Source organism: Pseudomonas urethralis (genome assembly GCF_021602465.1).
In the GTDB taxonomy this organism is placed as follows: domain Bacteria; phylum Pseudomonadota; class Gammaproteobacteria; order Pseudomonadales; family Pseudomonadaceae; genus Aquipseudomonas; species Aquipseudomonas vlassakiae.
Window position 1 is genome coordinate 91,026 of record NZ_BQIJ01000003.1, and the last position, 24,172, is coordinate 115,197.

22 protein-coding genes are annotated in these 24,172 nt (G+C 64.2%); 9 read left to right on the top strand and 13 right to left on the bottom strand.

The genetic code is table 11. The annotated features are described in order from the left end of the window. Nucleotides 1–77: 77 nt before the first annotated feature. Nucleotides 78–1,025: a LysR family transcriptional regulator gene (locus L6D64_RS05935; protein WP_027918463.1), complete on the bottom strand. Its 948-nt coding sequence runs from the start codon at nucleotides 1,023–1,025 to the stop codon at nucleotides 78–80. A 180-nt stretch (nucleotides 1,026–1,205) separates the two neighbouring features. On the opposite strand from L6D64_RS05935, the gene L6D64_RS05940 reads away from it, so the two are divergent. The 4 genes from L6D64_RS05940 to L6D64_RS05955 are packed head-to-tail and all read left to right on the top strand — an operon-like array spanning nucleotide 1,206 to nucleotide 5,982. After that, on the top strand, nucleotides 1,206–2,732 hold the full coding sequence (locus L6D64_RS05940) for an efflux transporter outer membrane subunit (RefSeq protein WP_176508239.1): 1,527 nt from the start codon (nucleotides 1,206–1,208) through the stop codon (nucleotides 2,730–2,732). Further along, nucleotides 2,729–4,906, top strand: coding sequence for an FUSC family protein (locus L6D64_RS05945; protein WP_176508241.1), 2,178 nt, complete (start codon nucleotides 2,729–2,731; stop codon nucleotides 4,904–4,906). Before L6D64_RS05940 ends, L6D64_RS05945 begins: the two co-directional genes overlap by 4 nt. 4 nt (nucleotides 4,907–4,910) lie before the next feature. Next, nucleotides 4,911–5,111, top strand: coding sequence for a DUF1656 domain-containing protein (locus L6D64_RS05950; protein ID WP_008097766.1), 201 nt, complete (start codon nucleotides 4,911–4,913; stop codon nucleotides 5,109–5,111). A gap of 10 nt (nucleotides 5,112–5,121) precedes the next feature. Next, nucleotides 5,122–5,982 carry an efflux RND transporter periplasmic adaptor subunit gene (locus tag L6D64_RS05955; RefSeq protein ID WP_176508243.1) on the top strand — a complete coding sequence of 287 codons (861 nt, stop codon included), beginning with the start codon at nucleotides 5,122–5,124 and terminating at the stop codon, nucleotides 5,980–5,982. Between the two features lie 6 nt (nucleotides 5,983–5,988). Here the strand turns inward: L6D64_RS05955 and L6D64_RS05960 are convergent, their stop codons facing one another. From L6D64_RS05960 to L6D64_RS05970, 3 genes are all read right to left on the bottom strand, one after another. Continuing rightward, on the bottom strand, nucleotides 5,989–6,471 hold the full coding sequence (locus L6D64_RS05960) for a type II toxin-antitoxin system YhaV family toxin (RefSeq protein WP_176508245.1): 483 nt from the start codon (nucleotides 6,469–6,471) through the stop codon (nucleotides 5,989–5,991). Next, nucleotides 6,468–6,794: a type II toxin-antitoxin system PrlF family antitoxin gene (locus tag L6D64_RS05965; protein WP_176508247.1), complete on the bottom strand. Its 327-nt coding sequence runs from the start codon at nucleotides 6,792–6,794 to the stop codon at nucleotides 6,468–6,470. The genes L6D64_RS05960 and L6D64_RS05965 overlap by 4 nt, the downstream gene beginning before the upstream one ends. Before the next feature lie 94 nt (nucleotides 6,795–6,888). Further along, on the bottom strand, nucleotides 6,889–7,335 hold the full coding sequence (locus L6D64_RS05970) for a universal stress protein (protein ID WP_176508248.1): 447 nt from the start codon (nucleotides 7,333–7,335) through the stop codon (nucleotides 6,889–6,891). A gap of 250 nt (nucleotides 7,336–7,585) precedes the next feature. Here L6D64_RS05970 and L6D64_RS05975 point away from each other — a divergent pair, with 250 nt between their 5' ends. From L6D64_RS05975 to L6D64_RS05995, 5 genes are all read left to right on the top strand, one after another. Continuing rightward, a complete protein-coding gene (locus L6D64_RS05975; protein ID WP_176508249.1) occupies nucleotides 7,586–8,494 on the top strand; it encodes a LysR family transcriptional regulator in 909 nt (302 codons plus the stop codon). 110 nt (nucleotides 8,495–8,604) lie between these two features. Beyond that, nucleotides 8,605–10,146 (top strand): MFS transporter, encoded by a 1,542-nt coding sequence (locus L6D64_RS05980; RefSeq protein WP_176508250.1) that lies wholly within the window; start codon nucleotides 8,605–8,607, stop codon nucleotides 10,144–10,146. Between the two features lie 26 nt (nucleotides 10,147–10,172). Next, nucleotides 10,173–11,234 carry an HlyD family secretion protein gene (locus L6D64_RS05985; protein WP_176508251.1) on the top strand — a complete coding sequence of 354 codons (1,062 nt, stop codon included), beginning with the start codon at nucleotides 10,173–10,175 and terminating at the stop codon, nucleotides 11,232–11,234. Next, nucleotides 11,231–12,685 (top strand): efflux transporter outer membrane subunit, encoded by a 1,455-nt coding sequence (locus L6D64_RS05990; RefSeq protein WP_176508252.1) that lies wholly within the window; start codon nucleotides 11,231–11,233, stop codon nucleotides 12,683–12,685. The genes L6D64_RS05985 and L6D64_RS05990 overlap by 4 nt, the downstream gene beginning before the upstream one ends. 13 nt (nucleotides 12,686–12,698) lie before the next feature. Continuing rightward, entirely contained in the window at nucleotides 12,699–13,493 is a 795-nt protein-coding gene (locus tag L6D64_RS05995) for an SDR family NAD(P)-dependent oxidoreductase (protein ID WP_176508253.1), read from the top strand. Between the two features lie 129 nt (nucleotides 13,494–13,622). On the opposite strand, the gene L6D64_RS06000 is transcribed toward L6D64_RS05995, so the two are convergent. The 9 genes from L6D64_RS06000 to algG form a co-directional block, all read right to left on the bottom strand. Beyond that, nucleotides 13,623–14,435, bottom strand: coding sequence for an SDR family oxidoreductase (locus tag L6D64_RS06000; protein ID WP_176508254.1), 813 nt, complete (start codon nucleotides 14,433–14,435; stop codon nucleotides 13,623–13,625). 152 nt (nucleotides 14,436–14,587) lie between these two features. Further along, nucleotides 14,588–15,052: a multidrug transporter gene (locus L6D64_RS06005; RefSeq protein WP_176508255.1), complete on the bottom strand. Its 465-nt coding sequence runs from the start codon at nucleotides 15,050–15,052 to the stop codon at nucleotides 14,588–14,590. A 100-nt stretch (nucleotides 15,053–15,152) separates the two neighbouring features. After that, nucleotides 15,153–16,607 carry a mannose-1-phosphate guanylyltransferase/mannose-6-phosphate isomerase gene (locus tag L6D64_RS06010; protein ID WP_176508364.1) on the bottom strand — a complete coding sequence of 485 codons (1,455 nt, stop codon included), beginning with the start codon at nucleotides 16,605–16,607 and terminating at the stop codon, nucleotides 15,153–15,155. 35 nt (nucleotides 16,608–16,642) lie between these two features. Continuing rightward, on the bottom strand, nucleotides 16,643–17,290 hold the full coding sequence (locus tag L6D64_RS06015; protein WP_176508256.1) for an alginate O-acetyltransferase AlgF: 648 nt from the start codon (nucleotides 17,288–17,290) through the stop codon (nucleotides 16,643–16,645). Nucleotides 17,291–17,310: 20 nt separating this feature from the next. Then, a complete protein-coding gene (locus tag L6D64_RS06020; protein WP_176508257.1) occupies nucleotides 17,311–18,468 on the bottom strand; it encodes an alginate O-acetyltransferase in 1,158 nt (385 codons plus the stop codon). 10 nt (nucleotides 18,469–18,478) lie between these two features. After that, nucleotides 18,479–19,939 carry an MBOAT family O-acyltransferase gene (locus L6D64_RS06025; protein WP_054884679.1) on the bottom strand — a complete coding sequence of 487 codons (1,461 nt, stop codon included), beginning with the start codon at nucleotides 19,937–19,939 and terminating at the stop codon, nucleotides 18,479–18,481. Between the two features lie 94 nt (nucleotides 19,940–20,033). Then, nucleotides 20,034–21,137 (bottom strand): mannuronate-specific alginate lyase, encoded by a 1,104-nt coding sequence (locus L6D64_RS06030; RefSeq protein WP_176508259.1) that lies wholly within the window; start codon nucleotides 21,135–21,137, stop codon nucleotides 20,034–20,036. A gap of 7 nt (nucleotides 21,138–21,144) precedes the next feature. Continuing rightward, nucleotides 21,145–22,587: an alginate O-acetyltransferase gene (locus tag L6D64_RS06035; protein WP_054884677.1), complete on the bottom strand. Its 1,443-nt coding sequence runs from the start codon at nucleotides 22,585–22,587 to the stop codon at nucleotides 21,145–21,147. Nucleotides 22,588–22,600: 13 nt separating this feature from the next. Further along, nucleotides 22,601–24,160: a mannuronan 5-epimerase AlgG gene (gene algG, locus L6D64_RS06040; RefSeq protein WP_054884676.1), complete on the bottom strand. Its 1,560-nt coding sequence runs from the start codon at nucleotides 24,158–24,160 to the stop codon at nucleotides 22,601–22,603. Between the last annotated feature and the right edge of the window lie 12 nt (nucleotides 24,161–24,172).

Below are 24,172 nucleotides of genomic sequence, written 5' to 3' on the forward strand. Positions count from 1 at the left end.
GCAACTTCTCGGGGCGGTGGGTCGGGTTGATTGGTTAGCAACCTACCATTGTCCACCGCCGCCGTGCAGCAGCTTTTTCAGTTGGCGATCAGCAATTCGTGGGTTTTCAGGTCGGCTTCATGGGCCGCCAGAATTTCCGGCAGCGAGTTGCGCAGGTACTCGACCCAGGTCTTGATCTTGGCATCCAGGTATTGGCGCGAAGGGTAGATGGCATACAGGTTGAGCTCCTGCAGCCGGTACTCCGGCATCACCCGCACCAGGCTGCCGTCGCGCAAGCCATCGATCACCGAGTAGATCGGCAACACCCCCATGCCCATGCCACTGCGGATCGCGGTTTTCATCGCATCCGCCGAGTTGACCTGGAACGGTGAGCTGGTGATGTTGACCAGCTCCTGGCCCTCCGGGCCGTCGAACAGCCATTTTTCCAGTGGAATCACCGGGCTGACCATGCGCAGGCAGGCATGCTTGAGCAGGTCGACCGGTTTATGGGCAAAACCGTGCTTGGCCACGTACTCCGGGGAGGCGCAGACAATGCTGTAGGTGATGCCCAGGCGTTGCGAGACGAAGCCCGAGTCCGGCAGCTCGGTGGCCAGCACGATGGACACGTCGTAACCCTCGTCGAGCAGGTCGGGCACGCGGTTGGCCATGGTCAGGTCGAAGGTCACGTCCGGGTGCGATTCGCGGTAGCGGGCAATGGCGTCTACCACGAAGTGCTGACCGACCCCGGTCATCGAATGCACCTTCAATTGGCCGGCAGGCCGGGCATGGGCATCGCTGGCTTCGGCTTCGGCTTCTTCGACATAGGTAAGGATCTGTTCACAGCGCATCAGGTAACGCTTGCCGGCCTCGGTCAGGGCGATGCGCCGGGTGGTGCGGTTGAGCAGCCGGGTTTGCAGATGGGCTTCCAGGTTGGAGACCGCCCGCGACACGTTCGCGGTGGTCGTATCCAGTTGCGCCGCGGCAGCGGTAAAGCTGCCTAGCTGGGCTACGCAACTGAAAGCACGCATGTTTTGCAGGGTGTCCATGGGTCACTCTCAAGGTAGAGGACAAAATTGTGTCACGAAGTAACGCGAATGTGCGTTCGACCAAAGCCGGATTATCGCCGTTTCGGTAACAAAGATTCGCAAGAATATACGCTTATCGCCAGTGCGGCGGCCCCCTAGAATTGCGCGGCCCCTCCACCTCTTCCTCGGGAAATCGCAGCTGTGCCGCGTCGCATCAACAGAACGCTTGAAGTGTTCAGTGCCTGTGCCCTTTGTCTCACCTTGAGCGGCTGTATCGGAACCTGGGGGATCGCCCCGCAAAGCAAGACCCTGCAAGCCAATACCTTGATCACCGACGCGGCCATTCGCGAAGCGGCCAGCGACGCGCACTGGCCTGACCAGCGCTGGTGGCAGGCCTATGGCGACCCACAACTCGACCGCTGGATCGACCTCGCCATAGCCGGTAGCCCAAGCCTGGCCATGGCCGCTGCGCGTGTGCGTGAAGCCAAGGCCATGGCCGGTGTGGTCGAGTCGGCGGAAAAGCTCCAGGTCAACGGTGACGCCACGCTCAAGCGGCACAACTGGCCCGAGGACCAGTTCTACGGCCCTGGCGCGCTGTCGGGCGCCAACACCTGGGACAACAACGCCGCCATCGGCTTCAGCTACGCGCTGGACCTGTGGGGCCGCGAACGCAACGCCAGCGAGCAGGCGGTCGACCAGGCGCACATGAGCGTGGCCGAGGCCCGCCAGGCGCAGCTGGAACTGCAGAACAATGTGGTACGTGCCTACATCCAGCTGAGCCTGCAGTTCGCCCAGCGCGATATCGTCAAGGCCGAGCTGGAACAGCAGGAGCAGATCCTGGCCCTGGCCAAGCGCCGCCTGGATGGCGGCATCGGCACCCATTTCGAGGTCAGCCAGGCCGAGGCACCGCTGCCCGAAACCCATCGCCAGCTCGACAGCCTCGACGAGGAAATCGCCCTGACCCGTAACCAGTTGGCGGCGCTGGCCGGTAAAGGACCGGGGGAGGGCGCGCAATTGCAACGGCCGACCCTGGCCCTCGCGGCCCCGCTGAAACTGCCGTCGAACCTGCCTGCCGAACTGGTCGGCCAGCGCCCGGACGTGGTCGCCAGCCGCTGGCAGGTCGCCGCCCAGGCCCGTGGCATCGATGTCGCCCATGCCGGCTTCTTCCCCAACGTCGACCTGGTCGGCAGCCTCGGCTTCATGGCCACTGGCGGTGGTCCGCTGGAATTCCTGACAGGGCGCAAGTTCAACTACAACGTCGGCCCGGCGATCAGCCTGCCGATCTTCGACGGTGGTCGCCTGCGCTCGCAGCTGGGCGTAGCCTCGGCGAGTTATGACGTAGCGGTGGCGCGCTACAACCAGACCGTGGTCGGCGCGCTGAAGAACATTTCCGATCAACTGATCCGCCGTGAATCGATGAAGGAACAGTCGCACTTCGCTGCCGAATCGGTGGCCGCTGCGCAGAAGACCTACGACATCGCCACGGTGGCCTTCCAGCGCGGCCTGACCGACTACCTCAATGTGCTCAACGCGCAGACCTTGCTGTTTCGCCAGCAGCAGGTGCAGCAGCAGGTACAGGCTGCCCGCCTGATCGCCCATGCCGAACTGGTCACCGCCCTGGGGGGCGGCCTGCAGGCTGGCCGGGACGTGCCGCAGGAAGAACGCCAGGCAGCACCGAAAACCCCGGCCACCCTGGCCATTTTCGACAAGGCGGATGACGCCGAATGAGCACTTCCAGTTTGCCCGTGCGCTGGCTGCAGAGCCTGGAATGGCGCCGGGGCTTCTTCGCCTGGGCGCGCACCGACGGCGTGACGTGGGTGTACATCTTCAAGGTGCTTGCGGCCGCGTTCATTACCCTGTGGCTGGCCATGCGCCTGGAGCTGCCGCAACCGCGCACGGCGATGATCACCGTGTTCATCGTCATGCAGCCGCAAAGCGGCCATGTGTTCGCCAAGAGCTTCTACCGGGTGCTCGGTACCCTGGCCGGTTCGGCGATGATGGTCGCGCTGATCGCCATCTTCCCGCAGAACACCGAGCTGTTCCTGCCCAGCCTGGCGGTGTGGGTCGGCCTGTGCTCGGCCGGCGCCATGCGCTACCGCACCTTCCGCGCCTATGGCTTCGTCCTCGCCGGCTACACCGCAGCCATGATCGGCCTGCCGGTGCTGCAGCACCCGGACCAGGCGTTCATGGCGGCCGTATGGCGGGTGCTGGAGATCGCCCTGGGCATCCTGGTGTCGACCTTCGTCAGCGCCGCGGTGCTGCCGCAGTCGGCCAGTGCCGCCATGCGCAACGCCCTGTACCAGCGTTTCGGCGTGTTCGCCGGGGTCGTCGTGGAAGCCTTGCGCGGCGATAGCCAGCGCGACCGCTTCGAGGCCAGCAACGTGCGCTTCGTCGCCGAAGCGGTGGGGCTGGAGAGCCTGCGCAACGTTACCGCCTTCGAAGACCCGCACATGCGTCGCCGCTCTGGCCGATTGGTGCGCATGAACAGCGAGTTCATGGCCATCACCACGCGCTTCAACGCTTTGCACCACCTGCTGGAGCGCCTGCGCGCGCGCGGCCCGCTGCAGATCGTCGGCGCCATCGAGCCTGGCCTGAACACCTTGGTGGAGCTGTTGCAGCCCTATGTGGGCCGGGCCCTGACCGACGCCGATGCGCTGCGCCTGACGCTGGAGCTGGCGGCCTACAAGGAGGGCCTGCAGGCGCAGGTGCGTAGCTTGCGCGCCGACTATCTGGCCACCCAGCCCAGCGAAGCCGACCTGCTGGACTTCCACACTGCGTTCGAACTGCTCTACCGCTTCGTCGACGAGATGTACAGCTACGCCGAAACCCACGCTTCGCTGGCCGCGCACAAACACGAGCGCGAGCAATGGGACGAGCCCTACGTGGCGCAGACCAGCTGGCTGGTGTCGCTGGCTGCCGGGGTGCGCGCTTGCGCGGTGCTGTTGCTGCTGGGCAGTTACTGGCTGATGAGCGACTGGCCCAGCGGCGCCATGATGACCCTGATCGCCACCGTCACCGTGGGCCTCTCGGCCGCTTCGCCGAACCCCAAACGCATGTCGTTCCAGATGGCCTGTGGCACGGCGATCGGGGCCTTCATCGGTTTCTTCGAAACCTTCTTCGTGTTCCCCTGGATCGACGGCTTCGCGCTGCTGTGCATGGTCCTGGCGCCGGTGTTCGTGCTCGGTGCGTTCCTCTCGTCGCGACCGGCGTACGCCGGTTACGGCATCGGCCTGCTGGTGTTCTTCGCCATCGGCTCGGTGCCGAACAACCTGACGATCTATGACCCGTACAGCTTCATCAACGACTACATCGGCATGGTCATCGGCATGTTCGTCTGCGCCGCAGCCGGCGCGATCATCCTGCCGCCGAACAGTCGCTGGCTATGGAGTCGCCTGGAGCAGGAGCTGCGCGGGCAGGTGCTGTTCGCCATCAGCGGCCGCCTGCGTGGGCTCGGTTCGGCCTTCGAAAGCCGCACCCGCGACCTGTTGCACCAGGCCTATGGCCTGGCTGCCGGCAAGCCGCAGGTACAGAGCCAGCTGATGGGCTGGATGTTCACCGTGCTGGAGATCGGCCACGCCATCATCGAACTGCGCAAGGAGCAGGCCCGGGCGCCGATTCACCCGGCCTACGCCGAGTCACAACCGTGGCGCCAGGCCATTCGTGTCATGGGCCGCGCCCTGGCCCGCCTGTTCCTGCAGCCCAGCGCCAGCAACTACGAGCGTGCGCTGGTCGCGGTGGACCATGCCATCGCGCGGGTGCAGGCCACCGATGAACCCTTCGCCCGGCATTTCGACACTTCGGTGCTGCGCCGGGTGCAGAGCTACCTGCACTTCATCCGTTCCTCCCTGCTGGACCCACAGTCGCCGCTGACCCCGGCGAAAGGATTGCACGATGCTCCGTGAAAGCATGCCCCGCGAGATCGCCTTTCATGGCGTTTACATGCCCACCATGACCCTGATGTTCCTGTTCGCCCTGGGCCTGGCCTGGGGCCTGGACCGGTTCATCGCCAGCCATGATGGCTACCGCTTCTTCTGGCACCCGGCGCTGCTGCGCCTGAGCCTGTTCGTCTGCCTGTTCGGCGCCCTGGCGCTGTCGCTCTACTGGTGAGAATCCTTCGATGAAAAAGTTCTTCAGCCTGATCGCTACCCTGCTGGTGCTGGCCGCTGCCGTAGTGATCGGACGCCAGTTGTGGCTGCACTACATGACCACGCCGTGGACCCGCGACGGCCGCGTGCGTGCTGACATCATCAACGTCGCCGCCGACGTGCCAGGCTATGTGGTGGACGTCCCGGTCAAGGACAACCAGCGGGTAAAGAAGGGTGACCTGCTGATCCAGATCGACCCTGAGCACTACCAGCTGGCGGTCGACCAGGCCAAGGCCCTGGTCGCCTCGCGCAAGGCCACCTGGGAAATGCGCAAGGTCAACGCCAAGCGCCGTGCCGACATGGACAACCTGGTGATCTCCAGGGAAAACCGTGACGACGCCAGCAACATCGCCAACTCCGCCCAGGCCGACTACCAGCAGGCCCAGGCCCAACTGGCGGCAGCCGAGCTGAACCTCAAGCGCACCCAGATCGTCGCTACGGTGGACGGTTACGTGACCAACCTGAACATTCACAAGGGCGACTATGCGCGTACCGGAGAAGCGGTGATGGCGGTGGTCGACGAGCACTCGTTCTGGGTGTACGGCTTCTTCGAAGAGACCAAGCTGCCGCATGTGAAGGTGGGTAACCAGGCCGAGCTGCAAATGATGAGCGGCGAGCGCCTCAAGGGGCACGTGGAGAGCATCGCCCGCGGCATCTACGACCGCGACAACCCGCAGAGCCGCGAGCTGATCGCCGATGTGAACCCGACGTTCAACTGGGTGCGCCTGGCACAGCGGGTGCCGGTGCGGATTCACATTGATGAAGTGCCGGACGGTTTTTTGCTGGCGGCGGGGACGACTTGTACGGTGGTGGTGAAGCCGGGCGAGGAGTGAATGCTGCTAACCGGGCCTGGCATGCGCAGGCCCGCACTCTTTCAGCAGTTGATCCCAATCGTCTGGAGGGTGGCCGGTCAGCAGCATCTTTTGAAAGACCTTGTAAGCGTCGTCGCTGCTGTCGTAGGCCCGTTTGCTCGATTCGTCATTGACCCAGGCCAGCACGATGATCCGGCTGGCAGTGTGGTAGCGAAAGAACAACCGGTATTGCTGAAAGAACTTCACTCTGAACCAGTGCTTGTGGTCACTACCCAGCGTTGCGCCCTGCCGGTATTCAGCCTTGGTCGGGTCCTGCGGAATCACATCAAATGCCAAGCGCCTGATGGCCGCCAGCCGCTTGAAAGCATTCTTCTTCGTGTAACCCGCCGGGTCTTTCAGTATCTGAGCCTGAACTTGCGCGCTGAGTGCTTCCAGTTTGGCCAGAAACAGCGGGTGGGCAAAGACAGTCCAGCCATGAATTACAAGCGGCTTCCTGTTCGCATCATTCATTCATCTTCCGCCGACAGAGGTTGATCAAGGTCGACCTCTGCATCACCCACGAGCTTGTCAAGGCGAGCGATGAGGTCTGCATCGACAACCTGCAGCCGTTGAGGATTGGTTGCGATGTCGTGAGCCAGAAAATTCAGGAACTGGCCTAGCACGGGATCGTCCTCGGTTGCCTCTGCGCGGGTGAGTATCACATCACCGTCAGGGCGAATCGAGTAATGGATTTTGTCACGCTTTTTCAAACCCAAAGCACGGCGCACCGTTTCAGGAACGGTGGTCTGGTAGCGATCGGTCAGCGTGGACTCGACTTCGAAAGTGGTAGCCATGGGCAGTTGTCCATAGAGTTACAACGATGCTTATCAAGGTAATGCGATTGCATTGCATGGTCAATGCAGTTGCATTACCTGACTGATAAGCGGTTCAAGCTGCCCCCACCAACACCGGTACCTCGACCCGGTCAATCACCTTCGCGCTGATCGACGGGTCCAGTAACCGCCCCAGCCGCGACAGGTGGCGGTGGCCCATGATGATCAGCTCGCAGTTCAGTTCCTGTGCCTTGGCCACAATTGCCTCGACCGGCTGACCGGCGACCATGCAGCCCTGGCTGCTGAAGCCGGCCTGTTGCAGCAGCGCCACCGCTTCGGCCACGGCGCGGTCGCCCAGGCGTTGCTCTTCGCAGGCGGCGGGATACTCCTCCAGTTCCTCGGTGGTGTAGGGCGCGGGCCTGTCGTGAACGGCGAAGGTGGAATCGATGGCCAGCAACACATGCAGTTCGTGTTCGCCGGGGCGGCAGTAGCGGCGGGCGAGCGTGAGCAGGGCGGTGCTTGCGGGGGAGGCATCTATTGCGATCAGGACGGGGCTGGGCATTGGGAATCCTTCTTGGCGCTGGCAGATGTTTCAGCAGGTTCGGCCTCTTCGCGGGTAAACCCGCTCCTACAGGTTTTTGCCGTACCTGTGGGAGCGGGTTCACCCGCGAAGGGCCGAACCTGCCATCCATCATTCTTGGCTCAATCCGCGCCCTGGATAAATGCCCCACCACGCACGAACGCATTGTGTCTGACGCAATCGGCCAACCTGCTACCATCGGCTTTCCCCACAGCGGTAACGGAAAACGGCCATGCAACTCCCGGACATGAACCTGCTCGTCGCCCTCGATGCCCTGCTCGACGAAGGCAGCGTGGTCGGCGCCGCGCAGCGCATGAACCTGAGCCCGGCGGCGATGAGCCGTACCCTGGGGCGTATCCGTGATGCACTGGGCGACCCGATCCTGGTGCGCGCCGGCCGTGGCCTGGTGCCGACGCCGCGGGCGCTGGCCTTGCGCGAGCAGGTGGCGGCACTGGTGGAGCAGGCTGGCGAAGTGTTCCGCAGCGCCGATGCAGTCGACCTGCCCAGGCTCGATCGCGCCTTCAACATTCGCACCAATGACCTGTTCATCGCTTTGTATGGCGCGCCGCTGCTGCGCCGTATGCATGAACAGGCGCCGCGCACGGTGCTGCGCTTCGTGCCGGAAAGCCCCGGTGGCGATGACGACAGCGTGCTGCGCGATGGGCGCACGGACCTGATCATCAGCTCCACCGTTGACCTGGGCCCGGAGATCAAGGTGCAGAGCCTGTTCCAGACTTTCTACGTGGGCCTGGCACGGCGTGATCATCCGATCTTCGACCAGCCGATCACCCCGGCCAGCTTCGCCAGTTATCCACAGATCAGCGTGTCCCGCCGTGGCCGCGCCAACGGGCCGATCGATGTCGAACTGGCCAATTTCAAGGTGCAGCGGCGGGTGGCGCTGATCACCCCGAGTTTCCACTCGGCGCTGTTCTCGCTGCCGGACTCCGACCTGATCCTGCCGATGCCGGCCAATATCCTCAACAGCGTGCACAAGCTCGGGCTGCCGTTGCGCTCGTTCGAGATCCCGGTGCCGCTGGAGCGGGTTACGGTGCTGCAGGCATGGCACCCGCGCTTTCACAACGACCCGGCACACCGCTGGCTGCGGCAGACCTTGAAGGCCTGTTGCAGCGTCGACCCTTGAGGCGGATTGCGTCTGACGCAACATAAACCTGCCGAGAAGTCAGTTTTCGTCAGCATTGAGCCTTCATAGACTTGCTCCAGTCGCAAATTTGTTGCTGGAGATGTCTTCCCATGAGTTCCTTGTCCACCCCTTCTGCCGCGATGGCCGCCGCCCCTGCGCCGGCCGCGCCTGCGCAGACGGCGTTCGGCCTGCGGGTGGTGGTCGGGCTGTTTGGTGTGTTGCTGGCGGTGCTTTGTGCCGGCCTCAACGAGTCGGTCACCAAGATCTCTCTCGCCGATATCCGCGGCGCCATGGGCATCGGTGCCGACGAAGGCGCCTGGTTGCTGGCGGTCTACAGCGCTGCGTCGGTATCGGCCATGGCCTTCGCGCCTTGGTTGGCCACCACCTTCTCTCTGCGCCGCTTCACCATGAGTGCGGTCGGCCTGTTTGCCGTGCTCGGGTTGCTGCAACCATTCGCCCCCAATCTGCACAGCCTGATGCTGCTGCGCGTGCTTCAGGGGTTCGCCTCGGGCGCCTTGCCGCCGATGCTGATGAGCGTGGCGCTGCGCTTCCTGCCTCCCGGCATCAAGGTCTATGGCTTGGCCTGCTACGCCCTGACCGCCACTTTCGGGCCCAACCTAGGGACGCCGCTGGCTGGCCTGTGGACCGAGTACGTCGGCTGGCAGTGGGCGTTCTGGCAGATCATCCTGCCCTCGGCGCTGGCGATGTTCTGTGTCGGCTGGGGCTTGCCGCAAGACCCATTGCGTCTGGAGCGTTTCAAGCAGTTCGACTGGCGCGGCGTGTTGCTCGGCCTGCCAGCGATCAGCTGCATCGTCCTGGGCCTGTCGCTCGGTGACCGCTGGGGCTGGTTTGATTCGCCGCTGATCTGCTGGTTGCTGGGCGCTGGTGTGCTGTTGCTCGTGCTGTTCATGTACAACGAATGGTCCGAGCCGCTGCCGTTCTTCCAGCTGCGCATGCTGCAGCGGCGCAACCTCAGTTTTGCCCTGGTGACCCTGGCCGGGGTACTGATCGTGCTGTCCGGCGTCGGCACCATCCCATCCGCGTACCTGGCGCAGATCCAGGGCTACCGCCCGGCGCAGACCAGCCCGCTGATGCTGCTGGTAGCCATGCCGCAGCTGATCGCCCTGCCGCTGACCGCTGCGCTGTGCAACATCCGGGCGGTGGACTGCCGCTGGGTGCTGGCCACCGGCCTGGCCATGCTGGCGGTGTCGTGCGCGGGCAGCAGCCTGCTGACCAGCGCGTGGATCCGTGGCGATTTCTACCCGTTCTACCTGCTGCAGGTGTTCGGCCAGCCCATGGCCGTGCTGCCACTGCTGATGCTCTCCACCAACGGCATGACCCCGCAGGAGGGGCCGTTCGCCTCCAGCTGGTTCAACACCGTCAAGGGCCTGGCTGCCGTGATTGCCGGTGGCCTGCTGGATGCCTTGGGCACCCTGCGTCGGCACTTTCATTCCAACCACCTGGTGGACAGCCTGGGCAACGCCCCGCTGATCGACGACAACGCTGCCGGCCTTGCCAAGCGCATTCACGACCAGGCGCAGGTGCTGACGTCAGCCGACCTTTACCTGGTCATGGCCTGCATCGCCGTGGCCCTGATCTGCCTGATTCCTTTCGTGCCTACCCGGGTCTATCCGCCGCGCGCGGTGGCCTGAACCCTGGATGACTTCGAGACACTGACATGACCCACCACCGTAAAACCCTTCTCATCGGCTCGGTGCTCGCCGTCGCCGTGCTGGCCGGAATCGTCGGCCCCTGGCTGTTAGGCAGCGACCACCGGCAGCGCACCAACGATGCCTACGTGATCGCCGACTACACCGTGGTCGCCCCCAAGGTTGCCGGCTTCATCAAGGACGTGCTGGTCGAAGACAACCAGCAGGTGCAGGCCGGCCAGTTGCTGGCGACCATCGACGCCCGTGATTACCAGGCTGCGCTGGATGCGGCCCAGGCCCAGTTGCTGGTGGCCAAGGCGCAAAGCGCCGATGCCCGTGCCACCCTGGAGCGCCAGGCCGCATTGATTGCCCAGGCCCAGGCAGCGGTGACAGCGGCGCAGGCTGAAGCGGCGTTCGCCGACCATGAGGTCAACCGCTACAGCCGCCTGGCCGAGCAGGGTGCCGGTACCGTGCAGAACGCCCAGCAGGCGCGCAGCCGCGTCGACCAGGCCCGCGCCCGGCTGGCCAACGCCCAGGCGGCGTTGGTGGCAACCCGCAAGCAGGTGGACATCCTCACGGCCCAGGTGGCCAGCGCCGATGGCCAGCTGAAGCGTGCCGAAGCCGGCCTGGAGAAGGCCCAGCTGGACCTGTCCTACACCCGCATCACTGCGCCGGTCGACGGCATGGTCGGCGAGCGTGCGCTGCGCGTCGGCGCCTTCGTCAACCCCGGTGCGCGCCTGCTTTCGGTGGTGCCTTTGCAGCATGCCTATGTGGTCGGCAACTTCCAGGAAACTCAGCTGACCCATGTACAGCCAGGCCAGCCGGTCAGCATCAGCGTCGACACCTTTACCGGTGAAACCCTTACAGGCCATGTCGAGAGCATCGCCCCGGCGACCGGTGTGACCTTCGCCGCGGTGAAACCGGACAATGCCACCGGCAATTTCACCAAGGTGGTGCAACGCATTCCGGTGAAGATCGTCTTCGATGACGGCCAACCGCTGCTCGAACGCCTGCGCGTGGGCATGTCGGTGGAAGCAACCATCGACACCCAGGGTGACAAGCTGGCCGGCAAAGAGGTGAGCGCCCGATGAAACCTGCCGTACGCTTCAGCCCGCTGCTGCTGGCCGTGCTGATGGCCGGCTGCACCCTCGGGCCGGATTTCCAGCGCCCCGACAGCCAGGCGCCACAGCAATGGGCAGCGCTGCAAGGTGAAGCCGCTGCCAGCCAGCCACAAGCCGAGCCGCTGGAACTGCGCTGGTGGGACACCTTCCATGACGCACGCCTGAGCGCACTGATCCAGCGGGTAGCTGCCAACAATCTCGATCTGCAGATGGCCAGTGCCCGCCTGTTGCAAAGCCGTGCCTTGCGTAGCACGGTGGCAGCCGATGAAACACCTTCGGTCGATGCCAATGTCGGTTACAGCCGTGCCCGCAACAGTGCCGAAGGCCTGAGCGACCCGTCCGGCAATGCCGGCAAGTCAGCCTTCAACCTCTGGCAGGGCGACCTGGTCGCCGGCTGGGAGCTGGACCTCTGGGGCCGTGTGCGGCGCCAGGTGGAAGCGGCCGATGCCACCGTCGAAGTGGCCGAGAACGACCGCCGTGGCGTGCTGCTGGCGCTGCTCTCGGAAACCGCCGGCAACTACATTCAGCTGCGTGCCGTGCAGCACACCCTGGAGGTGACCCGCGACAACCTGAAGGTCGCCGAGCACAGCCTGAAGCTCTCCCGGGATCGTCAGGCCGAAGGTGTCGCCACCCGGCTCGACGTGGCCCAGGCCAGCGCCCAGGTGGCGTCCATCGAGGCGCGCCTGCCAAGCCTTGAGGCCCGGCGCGACGACCTGATCAATGCCCTCAGCCTGCTGGCCGCCGAACCGCCGCGCAGCCTGCAGGCCGAGCTGCTGCAAGCGGGAGAGCTGCCGGCGCCGCAGCAGAAGTTCGCTATCGGCTTGCCCTCCGAGCTGGCCGAACGGCGCCCGGACATCCGCCAGGCCGAGGCACGCCTGCATGCTGCCACTGCGAGCATTGGTGTCGCCAAGGCCGACTTCTATCCCAGTATCCGCCTGTCTGGCAGTGTCGGTTTCCAGGCCATGCAACTGGCCGATTTCGGCGGCTGGGATGCGCGTCGCTTCGCCTTCGGCCCCCAGTTGTCACTGCCGATCTTCGAAGGTGGCCGGCTCAAGGGCACCCTGCAACTGCGCGAGGCGCAGCAGCAGGAAGCAGCGCTCAACTACCGCAAGGTGGTGCTCGGTGCCTGGCACGAAATCGACGATGTGCTACGCCTGTACAACGCCAGCCAGTTGCGTCGCGACCACCTGGCCGAGGCGGTGCGGCAGAACCGCATCGCCCTGGAAACCGCCCAGCGCCAGTATGTGGAAGGCGCGGTGGACTTTCTCAACGTGCTGACCGTGCAGGGTGCCTTGCTGGCCAGCGAAGAGCAGTGGATCGACAGTTCTGCCGCGGTGTCGCAGGCGCTGGTAGGGCTGTACAAGGCCTTGGGCGGTGGCTGGCAGGCATTCGACGAGCCGCCGCAGCATTCTCATAGCTAGAGAGGGAGCACAGATGCACATTTCCTTGAACGGCAAGCGCGCCATCGTCAGCGGCTCTACCGCTGGCATCGGCCTGGCTATCGCCATCGGCCTGGCCGAGGCGGGCGCCGAAGTGGTACTCAACGGCCGTACCCAGGCCCGTGTCGATGAAGCACTCAAAGTGGTGCGCGAGCGCCTGCCGCAAGCTCGCATCATCGGCATCGCCGCCGACCTGGGCAGCCAGGAGGGGGCGCAGAAGCTGTTCGACCAGGTGCCGCACACCGATATCCTGGTCAACAACCTCGGCATCTTCGAGCCCAAGCCGTTCTTCGAAATCGATGATGCCGACTGGCAGCGCTTCTTCGACGTCAACGTACTCAGCGCCGTGCGCCTGTCGCGCCACTACGCCCAGGGGATGGCACAGCGCAAGTGGGGGCGGGTGATCTTCCTGTCCAGCGAGTCGGCGTTGCAGATCCCGACCGAGATGATTCATTACGGCATGACCAAGACGGCGCTGCTGGCGGTGTCCCGTGGCCTGGCCGAGACCTTGGCGGGTACTGGGGTGACGGTGAACTCGGTGCTGCCGGGGCCGACCCGCTCGGAGGGGGTGGGTGACTTCTTTGCCAAGCTGGCGCAGGAACAGGGGGTATCCACCGAAGAGCTGGAGGCCAACTTCCTGGCCGAGCACCGGCCGACTTCGCTGATCAAGCGGTTGGCGACGGTGGAGGAGGTGGCCAACATGGTGGTGTACCTGGCCTCGATGCAGGCCAGTGCGACTACCGGGGCGGCCTTGCGGGTGGATGGCGGAGTGCTGCGTTCCATCGCTTGATTCTCTGCAGCCTGTACCGGCCCTTCGCGGCTAAAGCCGCTCCTACAGGGATAGCACCGGGCCCGAGGGCGGCGCCGTCCCTGTAGGAGCGGCTTTAGCCGCGAAGGGCCAGCACAGGCAATGGGGTGTTCAGAGTGGGCGCAGGAGCCCGAAGCGCTTGCGCAACGCCCAATCCAGCAACCGCCGTGGCAGCAGGCGGGCCATCAGTGGCAGCGCCGTGCTGCCATTGCCCAACCGCACCACACCCGGCACCGGCGACTTGCCAACTGCCGCCACCACCCCTTGGGCAAATTCCGCCGCCGACGTCGGCTTGTCCTGCGATGCCCGCGCCCGCGCCTGCACATGCTCGCGCAGCGGCCACCACGGCGAATCCGCCGCCAGCACCTGATCGGCCTGGCGCTGGGCATTGCTGGCGAACTGCGAGGCAATCGCCCCCGGCTGCACCTCCATCACCTGAATGCCAAACGGCGCCAGCTCCAGGCGCAGTGCGTCGCTCAGGGCATGCACGGCGGCCTTGGACGCGCAGTAGGCGCCGGCGAACGGCGTTACCAGCACCCCCGAGACGCTGCCGATATTCACCACCAGCCCGCGTGCACGGCGCAGCAACGGGAACAGTGCGCGGGTCACCCCGACAACAGCGAAGACATTGGTCTCGAACTGCTGGCGCAGGGCATCGACGCCGCCGTCGAGCAGCGGCCCCATGGCACCGTAGCCGGCGTTGTTGATCAGGATGTCGAGGGTTTGCAGTTCCTCGGCCAGGCAGGCCAGCGCCTCGCTGTCGTTCACGTCCAGTTGCCGGGCGCTGAAGCCAGCGGCGTTCAGTCGCTCGACATCCTCAGGCTTGCGGGCGGTAGCCCAGACTTGGTAGCCGGCATCGCGGAAGGCGTCGGCCAGGGCGCGGCCGATGCCGCTGGAACAACCAGTGATCAGGACGGTGGGCATGGGTTGAGGCCTGTTAGCAGGTGGATTTGTAGGGACTTGTGCCGGCTTCTTCGCGGGTAAACCCGCTCCCACAGGGACCGCGCGGAGCCAGAGGGCAACGCTGTATCGGTGCGAACGGGTTTACCCGCGAAGAGGCCGGCACAGGCCATGAATCAATTGGCAAATGTACCTTGCAGATGCTCGGCACGGAATTCCAGTGTCTGTGGGCGATATCCCGAGCGCAAGGGTGGCAGTGGCAGGCAGTCCTCCCACTCCGCGCCTGGCTGCAACTCACCCGGGCCACGGTAACGCGGTGCGTTGTAGGTGTTTTCTGCCAGGTTCACGGTATCGCCCGGTGCATACGCCGCTACGCGCCAGCGCAGTTCGGTCAATGGCACTTCGTTACCGTTCTTCATGCGCACCTGCAGCGCACGGTCTGCAGGGCAGTGTTCGGGGGCATAGCTCAGGCGCAATTCCAGGCGTGCCAGTTGCGAGGCTTCGCGGTTGTCCTGCCAGATGACCAGCAATGCCACCAGGCCAAGGCCACAGATCGCGGCCAGGGTAATCGGCAGGGCCTTGGCCGGGTAGCGCAACAGCAGCACCAGCCAGGTGAGGAGGAGAAAGGCACCGATGATCATGGGGCGGGCAGACCTTGGTTGCGCAGGTCTGACCATCGTAGCGCCAAAACGGGCTGGCCTCAAAAGGAAGGGGCCGCTTTGGCGGCCCCTTGGGTGTTGCTTACTGCGCGATGGTTTTCACCGAAACGCCACGCTCGATCGGCGTCGAAGTCCGCCCATAGACATCCTCGAAGCGCTCGATGTCGTCCTCGCCCAGGTAGCTGCCAGACTGCACCTCGATGATCTCCAGCGGGATCTTGCCGGGGTTGCGCAGGCGGTGGATCGAGGCGATCGGGATGTAGGTCGACTGGTTCTCGGTGAGCAGGAACACGTTCTCGTCACAGGTCACCTCGGCAGTGCCGGACACCACGATCCAGTGCTCGGCGCGGTGGTGGTGCATCTGCAGCGAGAGGCTGGCGCCTGGCTTGACGGTGATGTGCTTGACCTGGAAGCGGCCGCCCATGTCCACCGAGTCGTACGAGCCCCACGGGCGATACACTTCCAGGTGGTTCTGGGTTTCGCTGCGGCCTTGCTCGTCGAGGGTCTTGACCATCTGCTTGACGCCCTGGACCTTGTCCTTGTGGGCAATCATCATCGCGTCCTTGGTCTCGACCACGACGATGTTCTCCAGGCCGATCACCGACACCAGCTTGCCGTTGCCGTGGATCATGCAGTTGCGGCTGTCCTGCACCACCACGTCGCCCTTGGTGACGTTGCCGTCGGCGTCCTTGTCGTGCACTTCCCACAGCGACGACCAGCAGCCGACATCGCTCCAGCCGGCCGACATTGGCACCACGCAGGCACGCTGGGTCTTTTCCATCACCGCGTAGTCGATGGAGTTGTCCGGGCAGCAGGCGAAGGTGGCTTCGTCGATGCTCAAGACATCGCCGTCTTCCTGGCTGCGCTCAAGGGCCAGCAGGCAGGTGTCGTAAATGTCGGAGTCGTGTTTTTTCAGCTCTTCAAGGAAGCGGCTGGCGCGGAACAGGAACATGCCGCTGTTCCAGAAGTAGCCACCGGCGGCGACGAACTCGGCGGCGCGCTTCTCGTCGGGCTTCTCGACGAACTGGGCAACCCGGGCCACGCCTTCGGGCAGCAGCGCGTCCTGGCTGGAACGGATGTAACCGTAGCCGGTCTCCGGCTTGGTTGCCGGCACGCCGAACAGCACCATCTCGCCGCGCTCGGCAGCCACGGTAGCCAGGGCCAGGGCGCGTTGCAGGGCCTTCTGGTCGTCGATCACGTGGTCGGCGGGCAGCACCAGCATCAAGTCGTCACGGCCTTCGTTGACCAGCTTCATGGCCGTCATCGCCACCGCCGGGGCCGTGTTGCGACCGAACGGCTCCATCAGGATGCCTTGGGTTTCCAGTTTCAGGGCTGCCAGCTGCTCCTGGACAATGAACTTGTGGTCCTTGTTGCAGACCACGATCGGGGTGTCCATGCCGTCGAAGCGCAGGCGTTCGATGGTTTGCTGGAACAGGGTGTGTTCGCCGGTCAGTGCCAGGAACTGTTTGGGGAACTGCTTGCGCGACAGAGGCCACAGACGGGAACCGCTACCACCAGAAAGAATTACCGGGATCATCATGTTTCTCCAATAGTCGTTATGAGGCAGGGGGATCAGTTGCTAGCCACGGGGCGAGTTACCCACACCGGCGACAAGTTGCTGCCGGAACCCGTTACGTACAGCACGGCCGCTTCGCCACGCTCCAGGGCGACCGGTTTCAGGTCGCTGACTTTCTTGTTGCCTTCGAACAAGGCCAGGTTGACCTTGACCGGATTGATTTCACGCTCGCCGCGGCCCTTGGTGGCCACCGACGGCACTACTTCAGTCTTGCCGTCGGCGGTCTTCAGGGTCACCGCCTGGTCGCTGAGGTTCTGCACGCGAACCAAGGCTTTCTGCTTGTTCTTGAACGGTGGTTCTTCGATCAGCTGTGGCGTGCCGCTGGCGCTGTTGACCAGGGTGTAGTACTTGTCCGCCGCCAGCTTCACCGGCACGCTCTTGCCGCCGACCTGGGCGGTGTAGTCACCCCCCGGCAGGAAGCTGAAGTCGCTGCTGGCCTGGGCGCCGACCTGCTTGATCTGGGTGTTGCCGACGCTGGCCGCAGCCGGGGCGCTGGTGGCGTTGTACAGGCGCACGAAGGTCGAGCCTTTCGGTGCGCTGGGGCCGTACAGCGCGGCGTCGGCGCCGGCGAAGGCCTGCATGGAAGCAAGGGAAAGGCCGGCCGCGAGGGTGAGGGCTTTGGCAATGGAAGTCTTGGTAGTCATGTGCATTTCCTCTCTATCGATCAGTGATTCGTCCGGGTGGACGACAAGGCCAGGTTTTCTTCGGATTGACGTGAGTTCTTCAGCTGTGCGATCCACTGCGGATCGAAGCTGCTGAGGTCGTTGGTCATTGGCAGATAACGTTCGGGGAATTCCCACACCACTACTTGTGGCGCGGCGTTCTTGAAGGCATCGCTCTGCAGGTACTTGAGCATCGGCAGCAGCGGGCCGTGGCCGTCTTCGGCGTAGTTGGCGACGTCGCTGTGCAGCGCCTGCTGCAGCGCGCCGAGGAAGTTCCAGTGCGGGTTGGCGCTGTAGCTGGTGCCCACCAGGGCGACCGGGATCTGGTTATCGGCGAACAGCGCATCGCCGCCTTCGCCTGCGGCCTCGGCAGGGCGGGTCGTGCGTTGCTGCAGGTTGTCCGGGGTCGGCAGCAGGTTGCTGAACAGGGGGTCCAGGGGCAGGAAGTTGGTCAGGTCACCCTTGTACGGGGCGGTGCTGCCCGCTTCGGTGATAAAGGTCTGCGGGGTGCCGTTGAGCAGGCTCTGGCGGCTGACGGCCTCGGCCAGCGCCTGCGCCGCCACTTCGGCACCCATCGGCGTCCAGTGGGTGTCGGTGCGCAGGAATACCTGACCGCGGGCCTTGGCCTGTTCCAGGGCTGCCATCAGGTCAGGGGCGAACACGTTGGCCTGGCGTGCCTGGGCATGGAACCGGTTGTACAGGTCGTCGTGCAGGCTGGCCGGTTGCTGCTTGCCGATGTACTCGGAATACACCCGCGCCTTGGCCGGAATGATCGCCAGCACCAGCTGGCTGCCATGCTTCTGCAAGGTGTCGCGTACCCCGCGGATCAGTGCCAGGTTGTCCTGCATCTGCTGCTCGGCACCGGCGCTGGGCTTGAACTCTTCGTCGCTGAACAGCCACTGGTCGCGGCCCAGCACCACGCCCGGGCGGCCTTCGTTGAACAGCTTGAAGTCCAGCGCGGCCCAGAGGTTGGTGCCCAGGCGCTTGATCGGGAACTGGTCGTCGTAATGGGTCTCTGCGGCCTTGGCCAGCTTGCCGTTGAGCAGGGTCATCTGCTCGGTGCGGTGGAAGCTTTCGAAGCCGCCGGTGGACCAGGCGCCCATGCCCACCAGCAGGCCGAGAAACGACAGGGAATAGGTGACGCGTAATGTCCGGGTCATGTCATCCACCTCAGAACTGGAAGTACAGGAACGGCGAGTAGCTCTGCGCCGAAAGCTTGAGGATCGAGGCCACGAACAGCAGCAGGATCAGGGCGCGGGTCATCACCCGGGTCCAGTCCAGGCCGATCGAGCCGTCGGCGTTGACCTGGGCCGGGGTGCGCACGGCTGCTGCCGGGGTGGCGTTGCGGTAGAAGTCGCGCAGGCCGAAGAACGCCAGGGTGAGGTAGGCGATCACCAGGGTCGCTACCTGCAGGCCGGTGAGCTGGGCGCGGTTGAGTTCCGACAGCTGCCAGTCACCGAAGCTGAACATGGCACCGTACATGCGGGCGGCGACGTGCAGGTTCTCGGCACGGAAGATCACCCAGCCGACCACTACCAGCAGGAAGGTGAAGGCCCATTTGACCGGGTTGAAGCGTTGCGGGTTGGTGTCGATGCCCAGCGCCCGCTCGATCGCCAGCCACATGCCGTGCCAGGCGCCCCAGATGATGTAGGTGAAGTTTGCGCCGTGCCACAGGCCGCCCAGCAGCATGGTCAGGAACAGGTTGCGGTAGGTGTTGAAGGTGCCTTTGCGGTTACCGCCCAGGGTGATGTACAGGTAGTCGCGCAGCCAGGTCGACAGGCTGATGTGCCAGCGCCGCCAGAACTCGGTGATCGACTGGCTGATGTACGGCTGCTTGAAGTTCTCCATGAAGCGGAAGCCCATCATCAGCCCCAGGCCGATGGCCATGTCGCTGTAGCCGCTGAAGTCGAAGTACAGCTGCGCGGTGTAGGCCAGCGCGCCGAGCCAGGCGTCGCCAGTGGTCGGGTTCTGCAGGGCGAAGCAATGGTCGGCCACCACCGCCAGGGTATCGGCGATGAACACCTTCTTGATGAAGCCCTGCATGAAGCGGGTGCAGCCTTCAGAGAACTTGTCCAGGGTGTGGGTGCGGTTGTTGAACTGGTCGACCAGGTCCTTGAAGCGCAGCACCGGGCCGGCGATCAGGTGCGGGAAGATCGCTACAAACGCGGCGAAGTCGATCAGGTTGCGGGTGGCCGGGGTGTCGCCGCGGTACACGTCGATGATGTAGCTGATCGACTCGAAGATATAAAACGAGATACCGATCGGCAGCAGCACGTGGGTGAGGATGAACGGTTCGAGGCCGAACGAGGTGATGATCGCGTTGAGGCTTTCGACGCCGAAGTTGGCGTACTTGAAGTAGCCGAGGATCGCCAGGTCCACGCCCACCCCCAGCAGCAGCCAGCGTTGGGCCGGTTTGGTGCGCACGCCGGCGGCGCCGACTTTCAGGCCGATCCAGTAGTTCCACAGGGTCACGCCGGCGAATAGGGCGAGGAAATCGACCCGCCACCAGGCATAAAAGATGTAGCTGGCGACCAGCAGCAGCAGGTTGCGATAGCGTTGCCCGCTCAAGTAGTACAGGCCTAGGAAGACCGGCAAGAACAGGAACAGGAACACGTTGGACGAGAAGACCATCCCGGTTCTCCTTTTTGTTCACAGCATCCGGGGCACAGCGCCCCCCAAACCCCCCACGCAAAAGGTGGGGGGACCTAGCCCCCGTGGGGGCGCGTTATTTCTTCGATTCCGCGCTCGGGTCGTAGACCCGGGTCATGTCGCCGCCAAGCCTGAAGCTGTTGAACGGCTGCATGTGCTGCTTGCGCTGCAGGGTGTCGCCGACGCAGTGGTACAGCGCGCACCAGGGCTCGAGCCAGGAGTACTTGCTGTCCAGCTTGAGGTCGGTCAGGTCCTGTTTCTCGCCGGCCCGTTCCTTGAAGTGGCTTGGATCGCGGGCACCCGCCAGCACGCCTTCGCCCAGGCGTTGCAGGGCGAAGTTGTTCTCGGCGCGCAAGTCCACGCCGTTGGCCTGGGCGAAGCTGGCAATCATCGCCAGCGGCGGCAGGGCATAGTTGTGATAGGCCAGGGCACGCTGCTTGCGTTTGACTTCGTTGGGCAGGAAGCCCTGTTCGTCGACCTGGTTGGCGCCGATCTTGTATTCCTTCACGGCCCAGTCGAACAAATCACGGCGGTCAGTGGCGACGGCGGTGGCCATCACCGACCAGGCCGCCCAGTAGCTGTGGTTGTTGATCTTCTCCAGCGGCAGGTCGCTCCAGTCGCGCACGGTCTGCTCGGCGAGGCGGGCGAACCACTTCTCGATCAGCTCGGCCTCGGCCTGGTGCGCGGCCAGCGGCTGCGAGTTGGAAAACTTCAGGCGCAGCCACGAACCGCTCATGCTGCCCAGCGCCCATTTGCGCATGGACTTGCCGGTGTGGTTGTAGTCGGTGGACAGCAGCGCATCGGCGCGTGCCCAGGTACCGAGCCAGGCCAGGGTGCAGTCGAGCTGCGCCGGGCGACCGTCGCGCATGTACTGGCCGACCATCTTGCTCACACCCTTCTCGAGCGTGGTGATGTCTTCGGTGGACTTGCGGAAGGCTTTTTCCGAGGCGACGTTGAGCGTCGCCCGGGCCTTGTCCGAGCCTTCGTACTTGCTGCGAAACTGCAGCGCGCCGGTATACGGCTTGGGGGCTGGCTCGCAGCGGAAGTTGCCGTCACTGGTCTTCAGCTTTTCGATGCCCTCGTAGTAACCCTGCGGGGGCACCAGCGCGGCCTGTGCGGCGCTGCCAAACAGGGCGAGGGTAAGCAGGGCGGGGCTGAAAATTCGCTTGAACATGGTCATGGTCGCCTCACTGGCCAGCCTGCGCAGTCTGCGCGGGCACGGCAAAGTTGTTGCGTTTGCAGAGCTTGGCTTCGACTTTCTGCGTGCCTTGTTCCGGGCCCTGGACTTCAAAGGCCAGCAGGCTCTGACCGGCCCAGTCTTCGTCTTCGCGCATCTGGAAGACGAAGCGGCCATCGGTGTCCGAGGTCTCCGGTTTTTCCAGCTTGATGTCTTCGTGACGGCCATTGAGGTACCAGAGCGTGGCCTGCAGTACCTTGACCGACGGATCTTCGAACTTGACGTCCATTTGCATGTTGCGGTTGATCAGGTCCTTGATCACGCCGCCCTTGCCATTGACCATCAGCTCGTTCTTGCCGGGCTTGAGGGTGGCGCTGGCGCTCATCAGGGCTGGGCGATCGTCGCAGCCGTCGTCGAGCAGGGCGAGGATCTGCCGCCAGATGGTTTCCTGGTCCAGGCGGTACAGGGGCGAGAATTCCCAGATGAGGATCTTCGGTGGGTTCTTCTGGAATTCTTCGCTGCCCAGGTACTGGATCATCGAGCCCTCCAGGCCGCCACCGGGGAAGGCGACGTTGAGCACGTCGGCGCCGATGTACTGTTCCAGGAAACCGGAGAAGTTGTAGTTCTTGCCACTGTGGCTGGTGCCGACCAGGGTGATCTGGGCGTTGCCGCTGTCACCGAACAGGTCGTCGCCGCCGCCGGTCGAGCCTTTCGGCTCGGTGGTGAACTGGTCCATGTACTGCACGGCGTAGCTGGTGCCGCAGAGCTGGCCGGCAACGTTGTGCAGGGTGCCGGTCTTGCCCATGCGCCCGGACTTGTGGGTTTCGAATTCCTTGCGCGGGATGCCTTCGAAGGCCGGCATCTTGTGCACGGTTTCGGCCACGATCTTCGCGGCGCGCTCGGCGCCGTAAGGCGTCCAGTGCTGGTCACCACGGAAGTAGAAGTCCTTGCCCTGGTCGGCGGCGGCCAGCTGCTCGTTGGTCAGCGGCGACAGGTCGGGGACGTTGTAACCCATGCTGGCGAAGCGCTTGAGCATGGCCTGGTAGTTGCCCAGTGCCTTCTGGTAATCGAAGGCGGCTTTCTCTTCCGGATTGAGCATGTTGCGGTTCACCAGGCCACGGGTCGGCTGGTAGACCACGACCAGTTCCACGCCGCGCTTCTTGAACGCATCGTGCACCTGCTGCAGGCGTTTGTAGCCGGCCGGGGTGGTATTGAACTCGGTACGCAGGTCTTCGCGGGTACGGAACAGCCAGTCACCCTGGGCCTGCACCAGGGTGGTGAAGTTCTGCTGGTAGCGAGTGGTGTAGCGGCTCGCGTCATGCGCCTCGGGGCACAGCTGGCAGCAGGGCTCGGCGGTGAAGGTCGGGGCCTTCACTTCGTCGGCGCGCACGCCCTGGCTGATGGCCAGGAGGGCGGCGGACAGGCCCAGCAGTTTCATCAGGTGTGGAGTCATGGTCTGGGCTTCCTTAATCGATCATTTCGGTCTGGCGTTCGACCGGGTCGATCAGCACGGCCTTCTGCTGGCGCACCAGCAGGTCGAGGATTTCGTCCTGGCGTTCGCCAAGCACGCCGTTGAGGCTGATGCCGCTGGCTTTGCGCGGGGCGAGCATGGACACCTTGTACAGCTCGACCGACAGCGGCGAGTCGATCGACAGCGGGCCGGAACCGTTGGCCGACAGCTCGCCGCCGACCACGATCAGCGACACCTTGGTGTCGAACGGGTCGAGGGCGATGTCGCGGTCGGTATCGGACAGGTCCTTGATGTGCCCGTACACGCCGACCAGGCCGTTGGCCATGGCGATGTTCTCGTACAGGCGGATGTTCACGCTGTTGCGCACGCGGATGCCGTGGCGACGGTTGTTGATCAGCTTGTTGCCCCAGATCAGGTTGTCGCCGCTCTCGTACAAGGTGATGCCGTCGGTGTGGTTGCGGTAGATCTCGTTGTAGGCCACCAGGTTGTTGACGCTGTTACGGTCGATCACCACGCCGGAAAGCTTGTTGTCGTAGCTCTTGTTGTTGATGATCCAGCTGTCGTTGACCTCACGCGAAACGATGATGCCGTGCTTCTTCTTGGTGCCGTACACGGTGTTGCCGGCGATGATCAGGCGGTGCGAGCGGTCGTGGGGGTCGATGCCGTAGACGATGTTGTCGTGGTAGGTGTTGTCCTTGACCACGAAGTCGGAGGTCTCGTAGCAATAGAAGCCGTACCACATGTCACTGAATGTCGAACCGATGATCCAGCCGGTGGGTTCCGCGCGGCCCATGCGCTTGGACATGTTCGGTGTGTACTGCGAGATGCTCACGCCATACGACTTGGACTTGGCATAACCGAAGCTGGCCATCGTGGTATTGACGATGTAAGTCTCGGTGCCACCCCACGACAGCAGGAACGGGCGGAATTCCTTGGGCGAGCGGAAGGTCGCCGGACCGTTGTCCTTCTCGCGCCAGCCGATCACCTGGGTGTCGGTGACGAACAGCTTGCCGTCGTTGACCAGGAACGAACCGCCTTCCTGGGACAGGCGCAGTTGCTTGACCTTGCCGTCGATCTCGAGAATGCCCTTCTGCCCGACCACGATCGGCAGGCGCGCCAGGTACACGCCCGGCTCGACTTCGCTGAGGTACTGCTTGGGCACCTTCTTGCTCAGCTCGACCAGGTCGACATGGCCGTCATCGATGAAGATCGCCTGAGGAATGCCGTGCTGGCGCTGCACCCACTCGGCGGCCTTGTTGTCGCCGCCGACGAATTCCTTGAGGGTGTCCTCCTGGAACATGCGGCGCAGGCTGACCTTGCCTTTGTGGCGGCGGTCGATCTTCTTCTGCACGGCCTGCGCGGTGTAGCCGGTGAGGTCAGGCAGTTTCGGCGGGTCCATCTGCAGCGGCTCGATCGGTGCGCTGGCCACGGTATAGGTCTTGGCCTGCTGCAGCTCCTTGGCGATCACCTGGGGCTCTGCGGCGACGGCCAAATGGCTTGCCAGCAGCAAAGCGCTGGCAAGGAGGCTGGGACGGATGTGCGGGTGAAGGTTCATCAGGGGTCTCCC